This window comes from Peribacillus sp. NPDC096447, assembly GCF_044762725.1.
GTDB lineage: Bacteria > Bacillota > Bacilli > Bacillales > DSM-1321 > Peribacillus.
The window spans coordinates 863,179-882,492 of sequence record NZ_JBIWEV010000002.1 but is presented as its reverse complement, the minus strand read 5'-3'; the positions used below and the strand labels follow the sequence as shown (position 1 = coordinate 882,492).

Here is a 19,314-nt window from a genome sequence, read left to right as displayed (position 1 = left end):
TGGTGCGTTGGAAATTGGTTCACCACTGTAACCTGCACTTCATCTCTTTTGTAATATTCACGTACGGATAAGGCAGATAGCAATCCAGCGTAACCCGCACCTAAGATGACGATTTGTTTTGACATAGTTAATCCCCCGTCCTTACTGATTGAAAGTTTATCAAATTATTTTTGGTTTTTACGTTCTGAAGAGACTTCAAGAAAAGCTTGGGCGAAACGGAAAAGCTTTTGTGCTTGCGGGTCTTTCATCATTCTTAACAGACCAAAAAGACCGATCACATCAGTATTCGCTTCTGCACGATCCTTAGCTTCGATGGCATTTGCCGCAAGACCTTTCACTGAGCCCACTACAGGTGTAGCGATCTCCGAAATGGCGCTGACCGTATCATTTTTCAAAACATCATCAGTCGCAACCGATTGAGCGAAATCATAAGACTTTGTTAAAATATTCACTAACTCAGTCAGTTTTGGTAACTGTTCAACTAAAGTGTTCAATGATTCCTGAACCTCAGGCTTTAATAATTGGTCCAGTACATCTAATTGTTTTTGGCGGGCATTAAGTTGTTCAGTTTGTGATTGGGTAATCGTTTCTGACATATCCAATTCTCCTTTGCAATAAGCATTTTGTTGAGGTAAATAGAAAAACTTGTAAAATATTACACAATGTGTGACAAGAAAAAATACTAACAAAAATGTAATAAATGCTATCCTATAGTATATCCCTTTAGTGGCTTGAAAACAGCTGATTTTTTAAAAAAGATTCATAAATTAATCTTTTCCTGCTTATTTTAAGTACAGATTCTAATGGTAGTTCCCATTATTTACCTAAAATGGGCTTTGAGAGGGTGTCTAACATCGTTTCCTATCATACATATTTCCATCTTGATTTGCCATCCTAAATGATGGAGGTGAAAAAATGTGACTGATTCAGAATCTAAACTTACACAAGAGAATAATGATAGGAAGCTTCATAAACTGGTTGGCAGTATGGAATATACCAAAGCACAACTATCGGAAGGTATGAATGGAATTTCTGAAGTTTACCTCAAAAACAGTGAGGAAGGCACATCGGAAACATCTGATAAATAATATTATTGTGTAAGCATAGCGAAACAGTTATGCTTACTTATTTTTGTAATAAATCCCACTCTTAATTCTCAAACTATAGTTATTTAAATATTCCAAAAATACCCTTGACTTTATCATGAATTGACGTAAGATAAAGTATATAGCCATGGTGTAAACATGTAGTTTTTTCTAGAAATTCTACTTTGCCATCGCCTAAAATGGACTCGGTGACTTAAAGATGAATCTATAAATAACTGTCGAATCTAATAGACTTCGCCGCCCAGCGAAGCTAAACCTAGATCAAAAACCAGTTATATCAATTATTTCTTATTGATATGACTGGTTTTTTTTATTTCATCACTCATCTTGTTCCGATTTTGGCCTAAGAAAATCCAGCGGCTGGCTGATACTCTTTCACACAGTTCTATTAATGGTGCAATGGGCGCAAGGCAATGTCAAAAGGTATAAAGTATTTTAAATCTTGTAGCAGGGGTGGGAGTTATATGATAGGTACGAAGCAAACTAGGCTCGCAATTGATGTAGGCGGAACTTTTACGGATGTGTTCGTTTTTGATGAAAGTACGAAGGAAATTTCAATTACGAAAACGTCGTCGACTCCTTTGAATCCAGAGGTCGGTATTTTGGATGGAATTGCGAAAGCGGAAATAGATTGTGAAAATATTAAAGTTTTTTCCCATGGTACAACAGTGGGCACCAATGCCTTGATTGAAAGGAAATTGCCAAAGACAGCATTAATTACATCCGCTGGATTTCGGGATGTATCGGAAATCCGCCGAGGAACCAAGCTTGAGTTATGGGATACATATGATGATGTAGCAAAACCGTATATCCAAAGAAGAGACCGTTTTGAAGTGGAAGAACGCATCGACTTTGCAGGGAATGTCTTGACGGAAATCAATGAAGAGGAAGTACGGTCACTGGCAAGGAAATTAAAAAGACGCGGTACCGAATCGATTGCGGTTTGCTTCATGAACTCATATGTAAATGGAAGCAATGAGGCGAAAGTGAAACGAATCATCCAGGAGGAACTCCCGGATGTTTATATATGCATTTCAAGTGAAGTCCTTCCTGAGATTTTTGAGCATGAGCGCATGAGTACGACGATTGTCAATGCGGTTTTAGGACCGACTGTCAGCAACTATATTAAAACCCTTGAAGGTGAAATGACTAAACGGGGATATGAAGATGACATATTAGTGCTTCACTCCGGCGGAGGGGTAATGACATCCCAAACCGTTCCCCGTTATGCAGCAAGACTTGCAAGCTCCGGCATCGCTGCAGGTGCGATTGCCAGTAAACATATCGCCCAGCTTTGCGGCTTTAATAATGCCATTGGGCTGGATATGGGGGGAACGAGTACCGATATTTCCTTGATGCATGAAGGTGATTTACGAATTACGAAAGATTGGTATATCGAGTATGGATATCCGATAGGCTTCCCAAGTATTGAAATCTTGACGATAGGAGCAGGAGGCGGAAGCTTAGCTTGGGTGGATGAAGGCGGTTCTTTACGCAATGGCCCTCAAAGCGCAGGGGCGGTTCCTGGACCTGCTTGCTATAGCAGGGGTGGAGTGGAACCGACAAATTCCGATGCCAATATTGTCTTGGGACGACTTGGCACCAAACTATTGGATGGACAAATGGAACTGGATAAACAAAAAGCGATTGAAGTCGTGGATAAGATCGCCAAGAAATTTGATTATACGATTGAAGAAGCGGCGAACGCCATCACACGGGTGGCCAATGCCAATATGTGTGATGCCCTAAGGCTGATTTCAGTCAGACGGGGATACGACCCGCGCGACTTTGCACTTGTGGCTTTCGGCGGGGCTGGGCCCTTGCATGGAGCGTACTTAGCCAAGGAAATGGAAATCCCGACCGTCATCATCCCGCCGCATCCGGGTGTAGCCGCCGCTATGGGATGCCTGTTGGTCGATGTTCGTCATGATATATCCAAAACCTATGTCAAGAACGTCAAGGATGTATCGTTAAACGATTTAGAGAGAGAATTCATCGGAATGGAAAAAGAGGCCGCGGAGTTATTGCAAGAAGAAGGAGTCGCTAAAGAAGCTTCCACATTGATGAGATATATAGACATGAGGTATATGGGACAGTGGCGTTCATTGGCGATAGAAGTCGATTGCCCGATTTCTTCATTGGAAGAGACCCTTGACCGTTTCCATCAAGAGCATGAACGCGAATTTTCTTTCTCCGATAAAGAACAGACCGTGGAAATATACGGACTGCTCGTTACGGCTATCGGAACTGTGCCAAAACCTGAATTCCCGACTTATGAACCTGGAGGCACTCTTGCCGATGCCTTGAAGGAAACGCGTGATGTCTATTTTGAAGAAGAGGGATATGTAAATACGAACGTCTATAACCGGGAACTCATTCCGGCCTTTTCTGAAATCACGGGCCCTGCCATAGTGGATCAGCTTGATACAACGACTGTCATACCACCAAATTTCACGGCAAAAGTTGATAAATACAGAAACTTGATTCTTTCCCAAAATAAATAAAAAGAGGTGGATTTCATTGTCGAATAAACAGTTAGTTGACCAATCTGGAGTTGGAACAAGTTTAGATCCGGTGACATTTGAAGTGATAAAAAATGGCTTCGTTAACCTTGTAGATCAGATGGCGGAACAAATCCTTCGGACATGCTATTCCTTCGTCATTTATAATCGGGATTTCAGCTGTGCTCTTTGTGATGCAGAAGGAAATACAGTCATGCAAGGGACGCAGGATATTTCGGTCCATGTAGGAACATTGCATCTAACGGCAAAGGCCATTATAGAGGCTTCAAGGGTGATATCCATCCTGGGGACGTATTCTTGGTCAATGACCCGTATCGAGGCGGCACTCATTTCAATGACACACGGGTCCTCCTGCCTGTCTTCCATGAGAACAAGCTCATTGCGTTCATGCAGACGAATGGCCACTGGGCCGACATGGGGGGATCGACACCTGGCTCCTTTGATATCAATGCCAAGGAACATTTCGGCGAGGGGGTAAGGATTCCGCCGCTTAGGATTTATAGTAAAGGAACATTTTTAAAAGATGTGGTCAATATGCTCGCTTTGAACATGCGCGTCCCTGAAGAACGTGTCGGCGATTTGCGTGCTCAAGTGGAAGCGGCCAAGGTAGGCGAGCGCCAGTTGTTTGCCATCATCGAAAAGTATGGAATCGATACGACTTTGTCCGCCTTTGCGGAAGTGCAGAATTATGTTGAACGCTTGGCAAGGGCCAAGGTTGCGGCTTTACCGAATGGAACCTGGGAGACCGTTGATTATATTGATATGGACCCGGAAGCCGGAGACGAACTGATTCCGATCCGGGTTAAGATGACCATCACGGATGACGAGATCCTTTATGATCTTTCTGGATCGCATTCTTATATCGGCTGCTTTTTGAATGCCGGTTTCGGGGCATCTTTATCAGCGGCATACTCAGGAACCAAGACATTCTTTCCTGAAATACCCCTGAACTCCGGCTTTTACAGAGTGGTGAAGATCGAACTGCCGGAAAACTCCGTCGTCAATGCCCCAGCACCGATTGCCGTAACCGGTTTTTGTTCAGGGGCCTATGAAAAAATCATGAGTGCGTGCTTCGAACTCTGGTCCAACATCATGCCGGAAAGAGCGATTGCATGCTCATTTAACCTGGAGTATTTACTTATCGGCGGTTGGGATCAACGCCAGGGGCAGGATAAATACTTCATGTGGTACGACTGGATGGCAGGCGGTCATGGAGGCCGCTATGATCGGGACGGTGTGAACGCCACTTCGCCGACATTCGGTTTGGGACTCAGCGTACAGCCTTGCGAAGGGCAAGAAAGATTGTCGCCTGTCGTGACGATGAAGCATGAAATCATTACCGACTCTGCCGGGCCGGGTAAATACCGCGGCGGGTGCGGTGTAGAAAAGGGCGGTACACTCACCAATGTCAAAAACACGGTCATGTCCTATTGCTGTGACCGTTCCCGTTCAATAACATGGGGGATTTTTGGAGGGCTTCCTTCTTCCCCGCATGGAGCATGGCTGAATCCGGGCAAGGAAGACGAACGATATTTAGGTGCGATTTTCTCAAATGTAAAAGTGCAGCAAGGAGATTCCTTTGTACGTCCATCCGCTGGGGGCGGGGGACTGGGAGATCCGCTTGAAAGAAGTCCCGAAGCAGTTTTGGAAGATGTTATCGATGAGTATGTTTCAATTGAGCGAGCTAAAAAAGATTATGGAGTCGTGATCAAGGAAATCGATAAAGATCTCGATTTATTCGAAATAGATCTGGAAGCAACGGAACAAGCTAGGTCTTATATCAGAAACAACCGCAAACAATGGCTTGAGGAAAACATACAAAGCGTGGAAGATAAATTCGCCAAGGGCGAGCTGGATAGTCTCGATGTCATTCGCCAGTATGGTGTCATCATCGATTATGCAACGAATAAAGTCCTGCCAGAATCAACAAAACAGTTCCGTGAATCCATGAAAACCCGTTCATTGGCTTATTGGAAGTAACGTGAAAAGGTTCCGAAATCATTCGGAACCCAGACTGCAGACGAACTCGAAGAAAAACGAGTTTGCCTGCAGTTTTTTCCTAAAAAGGTTCCGTTGATTTCAGAAATCCGCTCCCTTTCCGTCGACTGCCTGCGGAAATCAACATCCAAATTGTATAGGTTTCGAAGACAGTCTTAATGGAAACCCATCAATTCCTTCACATGTTTACAATTATCTTTGGAAGTGAGCATTTCCAAGAGCGTAAAGGCAACATCGAATGCTGTGGAAGGATTGTAGGATGTAATGATATTGTCCGTGACGACAATCGGTTCATTCACCACAATCGCACCAAAATCTTTTAGCTGGCCCTGTCTCTTACTGGTTGGATGGTTGTACGTAGTGGCCTTTCTTCCGTTCAAAATCCCGCTTTTTCCTAGTGGGAGAGAACCTACACAAATGGTTGCTATGATTTTGTTCTTATTATGAAAATACTTGATTACATCGAGAAACCTCTGATCATAGGCATCCTCATAGAAACCGGCTTCTTCAAAACCTCCTGGAATGGCCAAAGCATCGAAGTCATCAAGGTTAACTTCATCGATGGTCAATTCGGGCTTCACGATGAAATTCCATGTGCATTTCAATTGTTCATGTAGTCCAACGGTAACCAAATCAGTGGTACCATCACCCTCTAATTTATTCCAGCCCAATACATCTGTAAACACACTCGCTTCAACCGCTTCGAATCCATTGGATAGCAGCAGCAATACTTTTTTCATAGCAGAAACCCCCTTATATATATTGTGTTTATTATATAAAAAGGTAATTCCCTAATACATAAGATTAATTACGTAATCATTCCTTTTATATTTATTTTATAATGTATTTGAAAGAAATCAGTTAATAATAAAAAGTAGGGGTGATTGAATTGGATCGAACGGATAAAAAAATACTTTCCTTACTGGAGAATAATGGTCGCATGTCCATGAAAGAACTGGCACATGAAGTTTCCTTAACGGCTCCAGCAACGAAAGAACGTGTGAATAAATTAGAGGAAAGCGGAGTGATAAAAGGTTATAAAACGGAAATATCCCTTGAAAAACTTGATAGAAGCATAACGGCATTCATATTATTCGAAACGGATCGATGCAAAGACTTTTATCAATTCAGCTTGAACCATCCGGAAGTTCTGGAATGCCACCGGTTAGCCGGTCAATACAGTTATCTTATTAAAATAAGTACATTTTCCATGGAAACGCTGGAAGACTTCGTAGATGAAGCCATTAAATATGGGAAATCGTCCACTCATCTGATATTCTCTTCCGTATCGAAAAATGTTTTTTCAGGAGATGAGATCTAACCGGCTTTAACCAATTTACTTGCCAACTTTTTAATATATGACCAATTTGCAGGAAAAAACTCCACCAATATAGAAAGTAAATAGTAACAAAAATCACAGTTGGATGTTCAAAAAGGGAGTGGAGATGAGTGAGTTTTGTTTATGAGGAAGATAAAATAATGGAATTCCTTTTGCAGAATAAATGTGAGTTTGAAGAATATCTTTTATCAGCAGCGGTCAATGTCAGGGATAAAATCGAAGAAATTTTACTGATTGGAAATGTCGACCTTTTAAATAATGCACATAAGCTCATTCGATATATAGTGGAACAGAATGAAACGGATATGATTGCCTTTGCCGAAAAAGAGGGAGTTACGTGGGCAACCCACTCCTTGACGCTTTCATTCAAGCTGGAATGGATTCAAGCCCTTCGCAGAACGCTTTGGACCTTTCTTTATGAGTTTGAACAAGATAAGAAAGCGTTTATTGAGGATTCCAGAGTCTTTTTTGAATTAGAGAAAAAAGTGAATGAAAGTGTTGATGTTTTTCTTAAATCCTTTTTCGTCAGTTACTCCGATTATAAAGACAAATTGATTCTCGCTCAGCAAAACTTGGTAGAAAACCTATCCGTCCCTATCATTCCCGTCACTTCCACCACCTGTGTCCTTCCGTTAATCGGGGCAATCGATTATTCACGAATACAGATAATCGAAGAAAAAGTATTGATGGAGATAGGTAAACTGAGGATACAGACCTTGATCTTGGATTTGTCCGGTATCATCGAAATGGAAGTTGAAATGATCAATGATTTGATGAAAATCCTCGATGGAACGGCAATGATGGGGTGTAAAGCTGTGGTGACTGGATTACGCCCAGAGGTTGTTACGAAAATGATCCGTTCAGGGATTCAGCTCGATAATAAAGCAGAAACAAAGGGTACACTTCAGCAGGCTTTGAAGGACTATCTTGTAGTCACCTAAATTCGTGAAGTGGGAGTCGCCATGTTTTGGTGACTTTTTTTTGTGGGTAATTTGGGATATTAAGGTAATTTATTTACTGTTTTATCATATTCGAATAAGTAAATAGAATGGGGAACAGATGCTCCGAAAAGAAAGGAATCTAAGTTCCAGCCCGATTTCGAAATCCGCAGCCTTTCCGACGACTGCCGACAAGCCTCATCAAAGCAAGCATCAAGAGGGTCTCGGCTAGTCAGTTATCGGCAGGCGTGTCGCAAATTTCTTCAATGCGACCTTCTAAAGAAGGTTGGTTTCACTTCAGCAAGGAATAGACATATGTATCATGAGGGATACCGTTTTGGTAAATATAACTCCTTAATATTCCTTCCTGGATGAAGCCCAGCTTAAGCAAGAGCTCACTTGATGGCTGGTTTTCCAGAAAAACGACTGCGCCGATGCGGGTTAAATCAAGGTCGTTGAAACCGTAAGCGATAATTTCTTTAAGCGCTTCTGACACAAATCCTTTGCGCCAATGTGCAGGATGAATTTCATAACCGATTTCCGCTCGTCTGTATTTGGGACTGTGGGCATGAAAACCGATAGTGCCAATCAATTCCTGCGTATCTTTTCTTTCAATTCCCCATCGAATCGCTCTTTTTTCACGATGGTTTTTCGCAAAAGTTGCTACAATATCCTTCGCCTGTTCAACATTTTCCAATGAATCCTGGCCGTAAAAGCGGGTGACTTCATCTTTTGATAAACATTGAAAAAGAGCTTCCGCATCACTTTCATGAATTTCCCTTAATCGTAACCTTTCCGTGTTCAATACAGGAAACATTTTTTCCCTCCTCATAAATCCAGTTTTCTATCTATTCGGTTTCCACGAAGGTTTTTCCTTTATTATGAAGTGCCTATTTTGCCGGTAAATTCGGTGGTAATCGGACAAGCTAACGTTAGATGCATTAAACACTTCAAAAAAAAGCATTAATGAAGGGGAGATAGATCATGGGAAAAAAACATCGCAACCGTATCGCTTCACCGAAAAAGAATAACCATATTCCGAAAGCGGATATCATTGCAGAACATGAAGCCCACGGTAAAGAATACTCTGCGAATAAACGAAAGAACGGTCCTGGCTCCAATACAGATTGAGTAAACTTAGTGACCGCTCTAGCCTTTAAGGGCAGGGCGGTCATTTGTGTTTCTTGTCATCAAAGGATTCATCCTATATCTTAAAGAAATGAAGAACCACTGAAGGGAGTTAGGATGATGAAAGCACTTGTCTTTGATAATTTCGGCGGGCCGGAAGTTCTGTCTTTAAGGGAAATTTCAGAACCTGAACATTCAAAATCAGCCGTGATCGTTCGAATGAAAGCAATCGGATTGAATTTTGCTGATGTATATAGAAGGAAAGGGAATTATCATTTGGTGGGTGATCCCCCATACATTCTAGGGTATGAAGGAGCAGGGGTCATCGAATATGTCGGGGAAGATGTCCATCATGTGAAAGTGGGTGATCGTGTCGGGTTCGCTGATGTTCCCCATGCCAACGCGGAGCTGGTTTCAGTTCCAGCTGATAAACTGTTACCGCTGCCTGAGGGCATTTCCTTTGAAACGGCCGCTTCCGTTTTACTTCAAGGATTGACTGCCCAATATTTAACTCATGACAGCCATCCGGTTAAAGAAGGGGAAACCATTCTGGTCCATGCCGCTGCAGGGGGAGTGGGTCAATTACTGACACAGATGATCAGGATGAAGGGCGGTCAGGTCATTGGCTTGACCTCATCGAATGATAAAGCGGCTGTTGCCAAGCAAATGGGTGCGGATCATGTTTTCCTTTACGGATCGGACTGGGTGGATTCCATTAAGGATGTAACCGGCGGTAAAGGCGTTGATGTTGTTTATGAATCAGTGGGCCAAACCTTGATGGATAGTTTCAGTGCGACCAAGACTGGAGGAACTGTCGTATTTTTTGGGATGGCAGGCGGTGATCCAGAAAAAATCGACCCGAGAATGTTAATGGATACATCCAAGGCATTAATTGGTGGTGACCTTTGGAACGTCCTGACTACCCATGAAGAACGGACAAGAAGAACAGCAGAGCTATTCCAATGGATTCTGTCAGGGGAAATCCTCATCAAAGAACCGGCTCTTTTTTCGTTGGAAAATGGGGCGGATGCGCATAGACTTCTTGAAAGCCGGAAGAGTTCGGGGAAAATATTATTAAAACCATAACAGGTCAAGGGGGCTTTCCATTCTAAATGGAGGCCCATGATCAGAACCTTTTTAAGTTCCTTTATATAGACCTATTCTAAGACCCTTAGAATAACTCCAGATAAATGTCCTTGCCCTTACAGGGGTTATGGCCTGCTGTCAAAACAACTTGAAGACCAAGTTGGGCTTATCCACAAGATACACATGCAAAACACGAATTCAGAAAAGAAATCCACAATGGGCCATTCACCAAACAACAATCGTCATTCTTCAATTCACAGGCTTTCGTTACAAGCAAAAAAAGAGAACGGATCCGTTCTCTTGGAAAACTTATGAATAGCCATATTAGGGAATGAAGAGACAAACACTTTTTTAATGATCCTTGTGGTGCGGTGAATTTATTGACGATCTGCCTTAAGTACTTTTCTGTCGTTCCGACTCCTCGGGCCATCATATGAAACGGGCTCTGGATAACCCCGTCCCAATCCCTCCAATATAAGCATGAAAAAAAGCATTGTTTTCCGCAATGCTTTTTTCATGTCTTCGAATGATTGTCATTATAAGTCCGATAGATTGAATGGATGGATTCCATATAATATCCCTTTTGAATGACTGCTTTTATTGCGAAGTGCCCATTTATCCGTTTCCGCACCCGGTACAGAAGTGAAGCGATTTCTTCTGCCGTCACAATTTGCTCTGGATCACCGACTCTCTCAGGCCATACTTGCTGGACAATTTCTTCCTTTGAAATAAGCTTGTCCAAATTTTCATAAAGCAGCTTAAAGCAATTGAATTCCTTGGTCGGCATTTTAATGGGTGCTTCTTCATTGATGATCACGGTCTGAAGGTACTCATTGATAGCGACGGTTTGCTGGAACTCGGGGTTCACCGGCGTGAAATCCATTGTTAAATCGTTGTCGATGGAGATCATGAATTCAATCAATCCATTGACTAAAGTAATCGAATCCCCAGGTTCAATGTGACAGGGATTGCCCGGTACGAGCGGCATCTGGTTCACAGAGGTACCGTGTTTGCTTGCCAAATCCTCAATGAGGAGCTGTCCTTCCTCCATATAAATCCGGCAATGTTCCCTGGAAACAAAGTCATTGTAAAGCTTGAAATCAGCCTTGGAGTGCTGGCTGGCACGCCCAATCAGCAGGCTCTTCCCTTCGAATACATAGGCGAATTCCTCGGTTTGGCCTTTGTGCAAGGTTCTCAATACAACCTTGAAAGTTTTATAGAACATTCACTTCATACCCCTTAAAAAGTCTGAATATTTAAATTATTTTTATGGATTTATCATTTTGGCTACATGGCTGTTTAGCGGGTTCAATTTTATAATTATAAATTATCAGTCGCTTACTTACTAACGAAAAATGAAAAAATATAAATTAGGCACACAGCCATTATAACAAAGTGGAATGAAGAAGAAACTCTATATTTGCTGATGTTCGCTTTGACTGTGGGAGGAGTGCTTCCTCAAAGCCGGCCAGGCAGCACCGGAAGAAGTTTGCGATGAAAATGTACCTTACGCTTGTGGAAAAGGAGTTGACCAAAGGTGAGTATGTGGAGAGATAGGATAAATGCCTTCAGCATCCTGCTGATGATCATTAGTATGATAGTATATATTATTTTTCCTCAGCCCTTTACCCTCATTCTGTACTGTATATTTGGCATTGCCTTTATCAGCCTGACTTTACTGAATTAAGCATATCCTGGATTGGAGAGGGATGTGGGAGACGAAACGGGAAGGAAGATGACAGAAAAGGTGGGGGGCATTCAGAAAACATGAATCCTCCACAGCAAGTTCCTGTTCACCTGTTTGGGAAAATCATAGATGATATAAAAAAGCCTGCCGAATCGACGGCAGGCTTCAGACTGTAGACAAATTCGAAGAAAGCGAGTTTGCCTACAGTTTTTTTTCTTTGAAAAAGGTGCAAGTTGATTTCATAAGCCAGTCCCCTTTCCGCGACAGTCTGCCAAGCCTCATCAAAGCAAGGGTCTGTGGGGTCTCGTCTAGCTAGTTATTCGGCAGGAGTGTCGCAATTTTATTCAATCCAATGAGGGTTTTATCCATATAAAAAAGTAAAAAAACATGAAGGATAACCAAGTCTTCTTTAAAATCATGGTTCGGGATGGGAGTTACTCTTTTTAGATAAGTATGAGATTTTCAAACAAGTTTGATAATTCTTGTGATCCTTATGACATTAAAGCGCCAGATCTGGAATATTGAAAAAAAGAGGCCATCTTTTATGGACAGCCCCCTTTCCGCTAATTATAAAATTTCTAGTAGAACTCTATATCATTACATTGGTCACTTCAGAATGTTACCATCTATACTTCAGAGAAGGTATCTCTAAAATGAATTGGCTTTCAATTTTTGAAAACTATGAGAATACTGCAATTTTACGTGCGATAGATTCTGTTAAACGAGATGCTACTTTTGGAACAGCCCATTTAATAATTGGTGTTAACACCGCACCAGATAATCCGCCTGCATGTATTTCCACCGTACAAGTCATTATTGTTTTACCATTAACATCTTCAGCAGTAAAGTGACCGCTTCCTGTAAAATTATCTGATAAACCTTTTAGTTCAAACTTAATATTTGAAGGTTCATTCCATTCGGTAATATCTACCTGCGCTTGTATTGTTTTTTTAATACCTTTCACACTACCTTCAAATGTCCAAATAGATTGCTTGTCATTTATGATTTCATGTTCTTTATAGGCTGGTACTGTCGTTGCCCATTTTTCGAGATCACTGACATAATCCCAAACTGCTTGTACATCTACTGGAACTACTACAGTATGCGTTCCCGTTGCCATTATGATCCCCACCTTCACTATGTATTGTAATTTTACATTTCTACAAAATAATTATTACATAAAAAGCATAAACTTACATCACTAATTATACATGGCTTTCCTTCTTCCAATCCCCGAATTATTGTAGAATCAAAATTTTCCAATCCTCCACAATCTGGCCCTTTAACGGAACAAGTCTATTTTCAATCAACAGTTCATTAGTGCATCTTTAAATTCAGATGTTCTTTCCATTTACTATAAAAACACCCTTTGGAAAAGCAGTATCTATCTCTGCTTACCTATCCTTTTATGTTCCTTAAATATAATGTGTGACATTAGATATAAACTTTTAGTTTTAGGAAGTTCTGACCATTTTCTTGACTTTTAATAAAATATTAAGGGTACCTGCTTTCTTTCATTCAAAGGGAACCGATGAGGATATTGACGTTTTAAAGAATCGTTTTATGAAATCCCGGAGCGTCATGGATTTAACACGACTTTAAAAGAGCCATTTTTATGCAGAAACGGTATAATTAATTGGCAGAAGTAGACATTAATATGGACTGCAACTGAGTTTTATCGCGTGTTATAACTGAATCTTGTGAGAAAGAACCTTTATACAAAAGTCAAATTAAGAAAAGGAGAAACCATGACTAATGAAACAGGATGGAATTTAGACAATAGCTATGCGCGTCTTCCGGAAAAGTTTTTCACGAGCACGAACCCGACTCCTGTACATTCACCGGAGTTGATCATTCTAAATGAACGTTTGGCGGAATCTCTTGGTTTGGACGTTAAGTCGTTGCAAAGCGAAGCTGGTGTGGCGGTGTTTGCCGGAAACGAGATTCCCGAAGGTGCTTCGCCGCTTGCCCAAGCATATGCTGGGCATCAATTCGGTCATTTTAACATGTTAGGGGACGGCCGGGCGATATTGCTTGGCGAACAGGTCCTGCCCGAAGGCGAGAGGGTCGATATCCAGCTGAAGGGTCCAGGAAGAACGCCATATTCCCGCGGGGGCGATGGCCGGGCTGCACTTGGTCCGATGCTGCGCGAATACATCATCAGCGAAGCGATGCACGGGCTCGGCATTCCTACCACCCGAAGTCTGGCAGTGGTGACGACCGGTGAAACGGTAATCCGTGAAACCGGGCTGCCTGGTGCCATCATGACCCGTGTGGCTTCGAGTCATCTTCGTGTCGGAACTTTTCAATTCGCTTCAAAATGGGGCACGATCGAGGAACTCCGGACACTTGCCGACTATGCCATTAAGCGTCATTTTCCAGACATTGAATCCGATGAAAACCGTTATCTTTCGCTGTTGCAGGAAGTGGTCAAGCGTCAGGCTGAGCTCATTGCCCAATGGCAGCTGGTTGGCTTCATTCATGGGGTGATGAACACCGACAACATGACGATTAGCGGGGAAACCATCGATTATGGCCCTTGCGCCTTCATGGATGCCTATGACCCTGCAACGGTATTCAGTTCAATTGATAGACAAGGCCGCTATGCCTATGGTAACCAGCCGGTAATTGGAGGTTGGAATCTTGCGCGATTCGCTGAATCCCTATTGCCGCTGTTGCATGATGACCAAGATCAGGCCGTTACTTTGGCCCAAGATAAGATTTCCGTTTTTAATGATTTGTATCATTCTAATTGGTTAGCGGGAATGAGGGCGAAACTGGGGATATTCAACGAAGAGACTCAGGATGAAGCGCTTATTAATGGCATCCTCAGTATGATGAAAAAGCATGGTGCCGACTATACCAATACCTTCCGTGCCTTGACCTTTGATAAAGTGGAGGATACGATCCTTTTCGGGACACCGGAATTCGCTCAGTGGCAAGAGCTTTGGAAGGCGAGACTGGGCAGGCAGAAGGACACGAAAGAATCATCGAATCAGTTGATGCAGAACAGCAATCCTGCAGTGATCCCACGGAACCACCGGGTGGAAGAAGCGTTGGAAGCGGCAGTGGAGCAAGGGGACTACAGCGTGATGGAACGGCTGTTGGATGTTCTTGCTAATCCTTATGCATATTGCGAGGAACAAGCTGAATACGCCGCACTGCCTATATCAACAAAACCTTACCGGACCTTTTGCGGCACCTGATTAAAAAACATGTTTGAAGCAACTCCCGCGATTGAAGTCGATTCTTCGTCAACTTCAATCGCGGGAGCCATTTTTGTGCCTTTAGTAAAAAAGTTTTGTTTGAAGAATGTCCAGGGCACGGTCAATTTCCGCTAAATCTTCCTTTGATGCATGTTGCAGCCGGCTTTGGAAACGGGATTCTACGATTGCAAAAGCCTCGTTCATCATCATTTCCCCTTCCTTGGAGAGGAGGATGTATTGTTTCCGTCTATCTTCCGAATCACTTATTTTTTCAATTAAATTCTTTTCGCTTAATTTTTTCAGTTCACGGCTCGTGTTAGGCATGGAGATATGCTGACAGTCACTGATTTCACTTGGTGTGACAGGCTGACTGACTGTTATGTATTCAAGAATTTTATATTGTACCGGCGTGATGGAATCTGATTTGGCGTTTTGTGTCAATTCGTGTGTCACTTGATGTACGGAAGTCGTAAATGTGATCATTTTTTCAAAAAGAGCTTTTTTGTCCATAACTTTCACCTCTTACTGAGAAGATATCAAAAGTGTTATCAAAACACAATTATCATTTGACAACAAAAAAGATGGTGTTATATTATTGTTATCAAATGATAAGTAAATAGGGGGTGCGTCATGAACATGCTGGTCATCTACACATATCCTAATCAAAAAAGCTTAAGCCATGCTTTTTTAGAAAAAGTCATTCAAGGAAGTAAGGAGAACCCCAAGGTAAAGGGGATTCAGGTCTTGGATTTATATGAAGAGGGCTTCAATCCGCTCTTGGAGTTCAATGAGCATAAACGAAGGCGTGATATGCATCGTGATCCTCAGCTTGAAAAATATAGAAATCAAATTACTTGGGCCGACAAGATTGTCTTTGTCTATCCCATCTGGTGGGGGAGGCCTCCGGCAATGCTGATGGGATACATTGATCAATTATTTTCTGCGAATTTTGCCTACAGGGATAAAAAGGGATTGTTTCCGGAAGGCCTACTGAAAGGAAAGTCGGTCGTATGTGTGTCCACGATGAAGGGACCTGCAAAGTATCCGCTTCTCTGGTTGAATGATGCGCATAAAATATTGATGAAAAGAGCACTATTCAATTTTGTCGGAATCAAAAAAGTGAAGTTTTTTGAATTCGGAAATATGGAAAGTCCAAAGGGGAAACAAACCCAAAAGCTAGAGAAGGTTTATCGGTATTTCAGAAAGGTGGCAAGCTAAGTTTTTTAACGTGCCAGGCACTCGCTTTCCGCGGGCGTCCGGAAGCCTCCTCGGCGCTCTTTGCGCCTGCGGGGTCTCCCTGGGACACGCTTTTCCCGCAGGAGCCTCGCACACCCGCTCCAATCAACTTTGGTTGGGACTTTATGTCGGCAACCTATCTTTTTTTATCGATTTACGTGTAACAGATTACATAGTCTGTTATGTAACCACTTTGCCGTGCAGCTTCGCAATCAATCCCGTTTTGTTTTCACGGATTTCCATTTGTTCTTGATAAGCGTAAGGATCATACAAATCACTAGAATCGTCAATGAAGCTAATCCGCTGAACCATATGCTTTGGAATTCACTTACATAAGGCTGGATGATGTATGAAGCGACAATGGCCAGGACCGCGCTTATCGGTATGTAATCAGCGACTTTCCCTTTGCTGAATACGATAACAAGGATTGGAGCAAGCAATGCCGAGTATATATTGCCTGAGTAAAATAAGAGCTCTAATAGGTTGGGGGAATAGAAGAGTGTAGCAATGAAAACCAATCCTCCAATACAGATTGAAAGCAGGCAGGCCATCCTTATTTTTTGCTGGTCGCTTTTTTTTGTTTGTAATGGTTCAAGAATATTGGCTACGATCAGGCTTACCAATGAATGCAGGCAGGCACCGAATGTAGAGGTGATTGCACTGAAAGCGCAGAGCACAAAAAGGATGAAAAAGAATGGTGTCGTTATTTTGTTTGCCAATCCAGCCAGAATCGAGTGTATATCAGTGAAGCCGCCCGTAAAGATAACCATGATGAACAGGGATGAAAAGGAGAGCGGGAATATGATCCATATAAGGCCGGATAAAGAGAATGTTAAGTGAACCTTTTTCATTTCTATCATGAATAAACGCTGCCATGATGTCAGGTCAAAGAAAAACTGGCCGAACCCGACTAGAAGCCCTGCAAAAAGAAAACTCCATAGATCATATTTATTGATTACGAGCATGTATGGATGGTATAAACGGATCCCATCATAAACGGGCTGAATCCCTTCCTTGACGAAAAAGTATAAGGGAATTAAGATAACCGCGGCAAACATGAAGACAACTTGAAAAGCTGCGAATCCATGAATGAGCTTTAACCCGCCGAATCCAGCATAAAGGACACAAAAACCGAAAAAAAAGAACAGCCCGACATAGAGCGGCGTATCGAAAAGAAACTGACATAGGGTGGACGCGGCCATTCCCTGAATGAATAAAATGTGTAAGCTGGTTATGACCAGAATCACGATCAATATCCAATATCCGAGGGGATTGAGCCGGGCTTTTAAATAGTCCCCGATGGTCAAGCCCACGGGGAAATCCTGCCGGACCCTCTTCCCGATGAAGCTGAACATGAACAGGGCGATCGCTCCCATCAGGGCGTATCCGATCCCTCCGAAAACTCCATACTTCACCATCGATTCGGGGGAGGATAATATCGTGGTTCCTGTCACCCAGCGTGCCAGGAGGGAGATGATCCCTAAACCCATCCCGATTTGAATGGGGCCTTGTACGTATTCTTGAAATGTACGTGATCGCAATGTTCATTTTCCTTTCTCGCGGAACTCCTTGGGCGTGATTCCCTCTATCTTCCGGAATAAAGTGCTGAAATAATGCTGGCTATTGAAACCCGATTTTTCAGCGACGTCTGATATGCTCCAGCTGGTGTTATTGGTTAAGGCCCTTTTAGCGGCCTTTATTCTATATTGCATTAAATATTCCGAAAACGAAGTGCCGACTTCTTCATGGAATTTCCTGCTTAAATAAGTCGGGTTGGTATGCACTTCACGGGCGATGTCCGAAAGGGAGAGTTTTTCAGCATAATTTTCATGAATGAATGAAAGAGAATGGTGAATAAGGGTTGAATAGTTATGGGAAGATTCCCTTTTGTCATACTTGGCCAGGACTTTATGCAAATCACTTTCTATTACAGGTTTTGTTAAATAATCAACCACGCCTATCCTGATGGATTGCTGGGCATAATCAAAACTTTGATGCGCGGTCACCATGATGATTTCGACCTCTTTGTTTAATGCCCTTAAGTCTTCACCAAATTCAAGACCCGATCGCCCCGGCAGGTTAATATCAAGGAAAGCGAGGTTGATTTTATGATTTTGGTTGAGGGTCAGTGCCTGACAGGCATCAGCAGCTTTATGAAACTTCCAAAAAGGGTATATGGACTGAATCATATATTCCATTTGTTCAAGGACCAATGGTTCGTCATCAACTAATAATACATTCATTCCGGCTCCGCCTCCTCCAATTTCTTATCAAAAACCAGTGGCCATGATACCTCTACCTTAGTTCCCGATTCAGTAGAAGCTATATTCAATTGTGCACGGTCATTGAAATACAAATATAAGCGCTTTTGGATATTATCCAGGCCATGGCCGCCTTCGTCCGTAACGAAAGATTCCTTTCCCATTAACCCATTATCCGCCACTTCCAGATACACCATCTGCGATTCCAGATAAAACCGGATATGCAGCAGGGCTTCACCCACTTTTTTTTCCAAACCGTGTTTAAATGAATTCTCCACCAATGTCTGAAGAATGAAGGGGGGAACAAGGGCGATTGATAATGGTTCCGGGCAATCCATATCAACCTTGAGCCGATCACCGAAGCGAAGGGTCTGGATGTCGAGATAATGCTGGGTATACTGAATTTCCTGGGAAAGGGGGATCAATGGTTCTGATGCTTTATATTTGAATTTCAGGAATTGCGAAAATGCCTCTAAGGCCCGTATCAATTCAGCCGTCCTGTTCAGGCGGGCCAAGCCCAATATGACATTTAGTGTATTAAACAAAAAGTGTGGCTGGATTTGCTGGTTCAATTTATTATATTGTGCTTCTTGCAGTGCTTGCTCCAGGCGGATCTCTTTGTTTTTATTTTCAAGAAGGTCGATCCTTTTCTCGAATATGAATAGAAATAAAAGAGCGATAGCTCCCATGATGGGAGCTAAAATGAAGAGCATGATAATTAAGGTGAATCCCTCGTAACTTAGCATGGAGAACCTCTGCTGGTTATATTTTTAAATAACTTGAATTATTCTGTTTATTAGTATCATA

At 42.4% G+C, this 19,314-nt stretch carries 17 protein-coding genes and 2 pseudogenes; 9 read left to right on the top strand and 10 right to left on the bottom strand.

What is annotated here, in order from left to right; translation table 11 throughout:
- Nucleotides 1–125 (bottom strand): annotated as a pseudogene (locus ACIQZD_RS11220) (NAD(P)/FAD-dependent oxidoreductase); the annotation flags it as partial.
- 39 nt (nucleotides 126–164) lie between these two features.
- Entirely contained in the window at nucleotides 165–596 is a 432-nt protein-coding gene (locus tag ACIQZD_RS11215; protein ID WP_101224421.1) for a helical membrane plugin domain-containing protein, read from the bottom strand.
- Nucleotides 597–917: 321 nt separating this feature from the next.
- Between ACIQZD_RS11215 and ACIQZD_RS11210 the strand changes: the two genes are divergently transcribed.
- From ACIQZD_RS11210 to ACIQZD_RS11200, 3 genes and pseudogenes are all read left to right on the top strand, one after another.
- Nucleotides 918–1,088, top strand: coding sequence for a hypothetical protein (locus ACIQZD_RS11210; RefSeq protein WP_402901984.1), 171 nt, complete (start codon nucleotides 918–920; stop codon nucleotides 1,086–1,088).
- A gap of 482 nt (nucleotides 1,089–1,570) precedes the next feature.
- On the top strand, nucleotides 1,571–3,610 hold the full coding sequence (locus ACIQZD_RS11205; protein WP_402901981.1) for a hydantoinase/oxoprolinase family protein: 2,040 nt from the start codon (nucleotides 1,571–1,573) through the stop codon (nucleotides 3,608–3,610).
- A 118-nt stretch (nucleotides 3,611–3,728) separates the two neighbouring features.
- A pseudogene (locus ACIQZD_RS11200) lies at nucleotides 3,729–5,608 on the top strand (hydantoinase B/oxoprolinase family protein).
- Between the two features lie 173 nt (nucleotides 5,609–5,781).
- On the opposite strand, the gene ACIQZD_RS11195 reads toward ACIQZD_RS11200, so the two are convergent.
- Nucleotides 5,782–6,366 (bottom strand): DJ-1/PfpI family protein, encoded by a 585-nt coding sequence (locus ACIQZD_RS11195; RefSeq protein WP_402901978.1) that lies wholly within the window; start codon nucleotides 6,364–6,366, stop codon nucleotides 5,782–5,784.
- 149 nt (nucleotides 6,367–6,515) lie between these two features.
- Between ACIQZD_RS11195 and ACIQZD_RS11190 the strand changes: the two genes are divergently transcribed.
- Both ACIQZD_RS11190 and ACIQZD_RS11185 read left to right on the top strand, forming a co-directional pair.
- The gene (locus ACIQZD_RS11190; RefSeq protein WP_402901975.1) at nucleotides 6,516–6,947 is read left to right on the top strand and encodes an Lrp/AsnC family transcriptional regulator; all 432 of its coding nucleotides are present in this window, start codon (nucleotides 6,516–6,518) and stop codon (nucleotides 6,945–6,947) included.
- 128 nt (nucleotides 6,948–7,075) lie between these two features.
- Complete coding sequence (locus ACIQZD_RS11185) at nucleotides 7,076–7,906, top strand: STAS domain-containing protein (RefSeq protein ID WP_402901972.1); 831 nt, start codon at nucleotides 7,076–7,078, stop codon at nucleotides 7,904–7,906.
- Between the two features lie 289 nt (nucleotides 7,907–8,195).
- Here ACIQZD_RS11185 and ACIQZD_RS11180 read toward each other — a convergent pair whose 3' ends face one another.
- Nucleotides 8,196–8,720: a GNAT family N-acetyltransferase gene (locus ACIQZD_RS11180; protein WP_402901969.1), complete on the bottom strand. Its 525-nt coding sequence runs from the start codon at nucleotides 8,718–8,720 to the stop codon at nucleotides 8,196–8,198.
- A gap of 167 nt (nucleotides 8,721–8,887) precedes the next feature.
- On the opposite strand from ACIQZD_RS11180, the gene ACIQZD_RS11175 reads away from it, so the two are divergent.
- Together ACIQZD_RS11175 and ACIQZD_RS11170 are read left to right on the top strand one after the other, a co-directional pair.
- The gene (locus ACIQZD_RS11175; RefSeq protein ID WP_100298038.1) at nucleotides 8,888–9,034 is read left to right on the top strand and encodes a hypothetical protein; all 147 of its coding nucleotides are present in this window, start codon (nucleotides 8,888–8,890) and stop codon (nucleotides 9,032–9,034) included.
- Between the two features lie 117 nt (nucleotides 9,035–9,151).
- Nucleotides 9,152–10,117 carry a quinone oxidoreductase family protein gene (locus ACIQZD_RS11170; RefSeq protein ID WP_402902094.1) on the top strand — a complete coding sequence of 322 codons (966 nt, stop codon included), beginning with the start codon at nucleotides 9,152–9,154 and terminating at the stop codon, nucleotides 10,115–10,117.
- Between the two features lie 514 nt (nucleotides 10,118–10,631).
- Here ACIQZD_RS11170 and ACIQZD_RS11165 read toward each other — a convergent pair.
- Together ACIQZD_RS11165 and ACIQZD_RS11160 are read right to left on the bottom strand one after the other, a co-directional pair.
- A complete protein-coding gene (locus tag ACIQZD_RS11165) occupies nucleotides 10,632–11,342 on the bottom strand; it encodes an FHA domain-containing protein (RefSeq protein WP_402901966.1) in 711 nt (236 codons plus the stop codon).
- 1,141 nt (nucleotides 11,343–12,483) lie between these two features.
- Nucleotides 12,484–12,924: an SRPBCC family protein gene (locus tag ACIQZD_RS11160; protein WP_053347531.1), complete on the bottom strand. Its 441-nt coding sequence runs from the start codon at nucleotides 12,922–12,924 to the stop codon at nucleotides 12,484–12,486.
- Nucleotides 12,925–13,552: 628 nt separating this feature from the next.
- Here ACIQZD_RS11160 and ACIQZD_RS11155 point away from each other — a divergent pair.
- A complete protein-coding gene (locus ACIQZD_RS11155) occupies nucleotides 13,553–15,010 on the top strand; it encodes a protein adenylyltransferase SelO (RefSeq protein ID WP_402901963.1) in 1,458 nt (485 codons plus the stop codon).
- 81 nt (nucleotides 15,011–15,091) lie between these two features.
- Here ACIQZD_RS11155 and ACIQZD_RS11150 read toward each other — a convergent pair whose 3' ends face one another.
- Nucleotides 15,092–15,520: a MarR family winged helix-turn-helix transcriptional regulator gene (locus tag ACIQZD_RS11150; protein WP_402901960.1), complete on the bottom strand. Its 429-nt coding sequence runs from the start codon at nucleotides 15,518–15,520 to the stop codon at nucleotides 15,092–15,094.
- 120 nt (nucleotides 15,521–15,640) lie between these two features.
- Here ACIQZD_RS11150 and ACIQZD_RS11145 point away from each other — a divergent pair, with 120 nt between their 5' ends.
- Nucleotides 15,641–16,228: an NAD(P)H-dependent oxidoreductase gene (locus tag ACIQZD_RS11145; RefSeq protein WP_402901957.1), complete on the top strand. Its 588-nt coding sequence runs from the start codon at nucleotides 15,641–15,643 to the stop codon at nucleotides 16,226–16,228.
- Nucleotides 16,229–16,458: 230 nt separating this feature from the next.
- On the opposite strand, the gene ACIQZD_RS11140 is transcribed toward ACIQZD_RS11145, so the two are convergent.
- Genes ACIQZD_RS11140 through ACIQZD_RS11130 form a run of 3 tightly spaced genes read right to left on the bottom strand, consistent with a single transcriptional unit; the run spans nucleotide 16,459 to nucleotide 19,253 of the window.
- Nucleotides 16,459–17,787: a transporter gene (locus tag ACIQZD_RS11140; protein WP_402901955.1), complete on the bottom strand. Its 1,329-nt coding sequence runs from the start codon at nucleotides 17,785–17,787 to the stop codon at nucleotides 16,459–16,461.
- A 3-nt stretch (nucleotides 17,788–17,790) separates the two neighbouring features.
- On the bottom strand, nucleotides 17,791–18,489 hold the full coding sequence (locus ACIQZD_RS11135; protein ID WP_402901952.1) for a response regulator transcription factor: 699 nt from the start codon (nucleotides 18,487–18,489) through the stop codon (nucleotides 17,791–17,793).
- A complete protein-coding gene (locus ACIQZD_RS11130; protein ID WP_402901949.1) occupies nucleotides 18,486–19,253 on the bottom strand; it encodes a sensor histidine kinase in 768 nt (255 codons plus the stop codon). Before ACIQZD_RS11130 ends, ACIQZD_RS11135 begins: the two co-directional genes overlap by 4 nt.
- Between the last annotated feature and the right edge of the window lie 61 nt (nucleotides 19,254–19,314).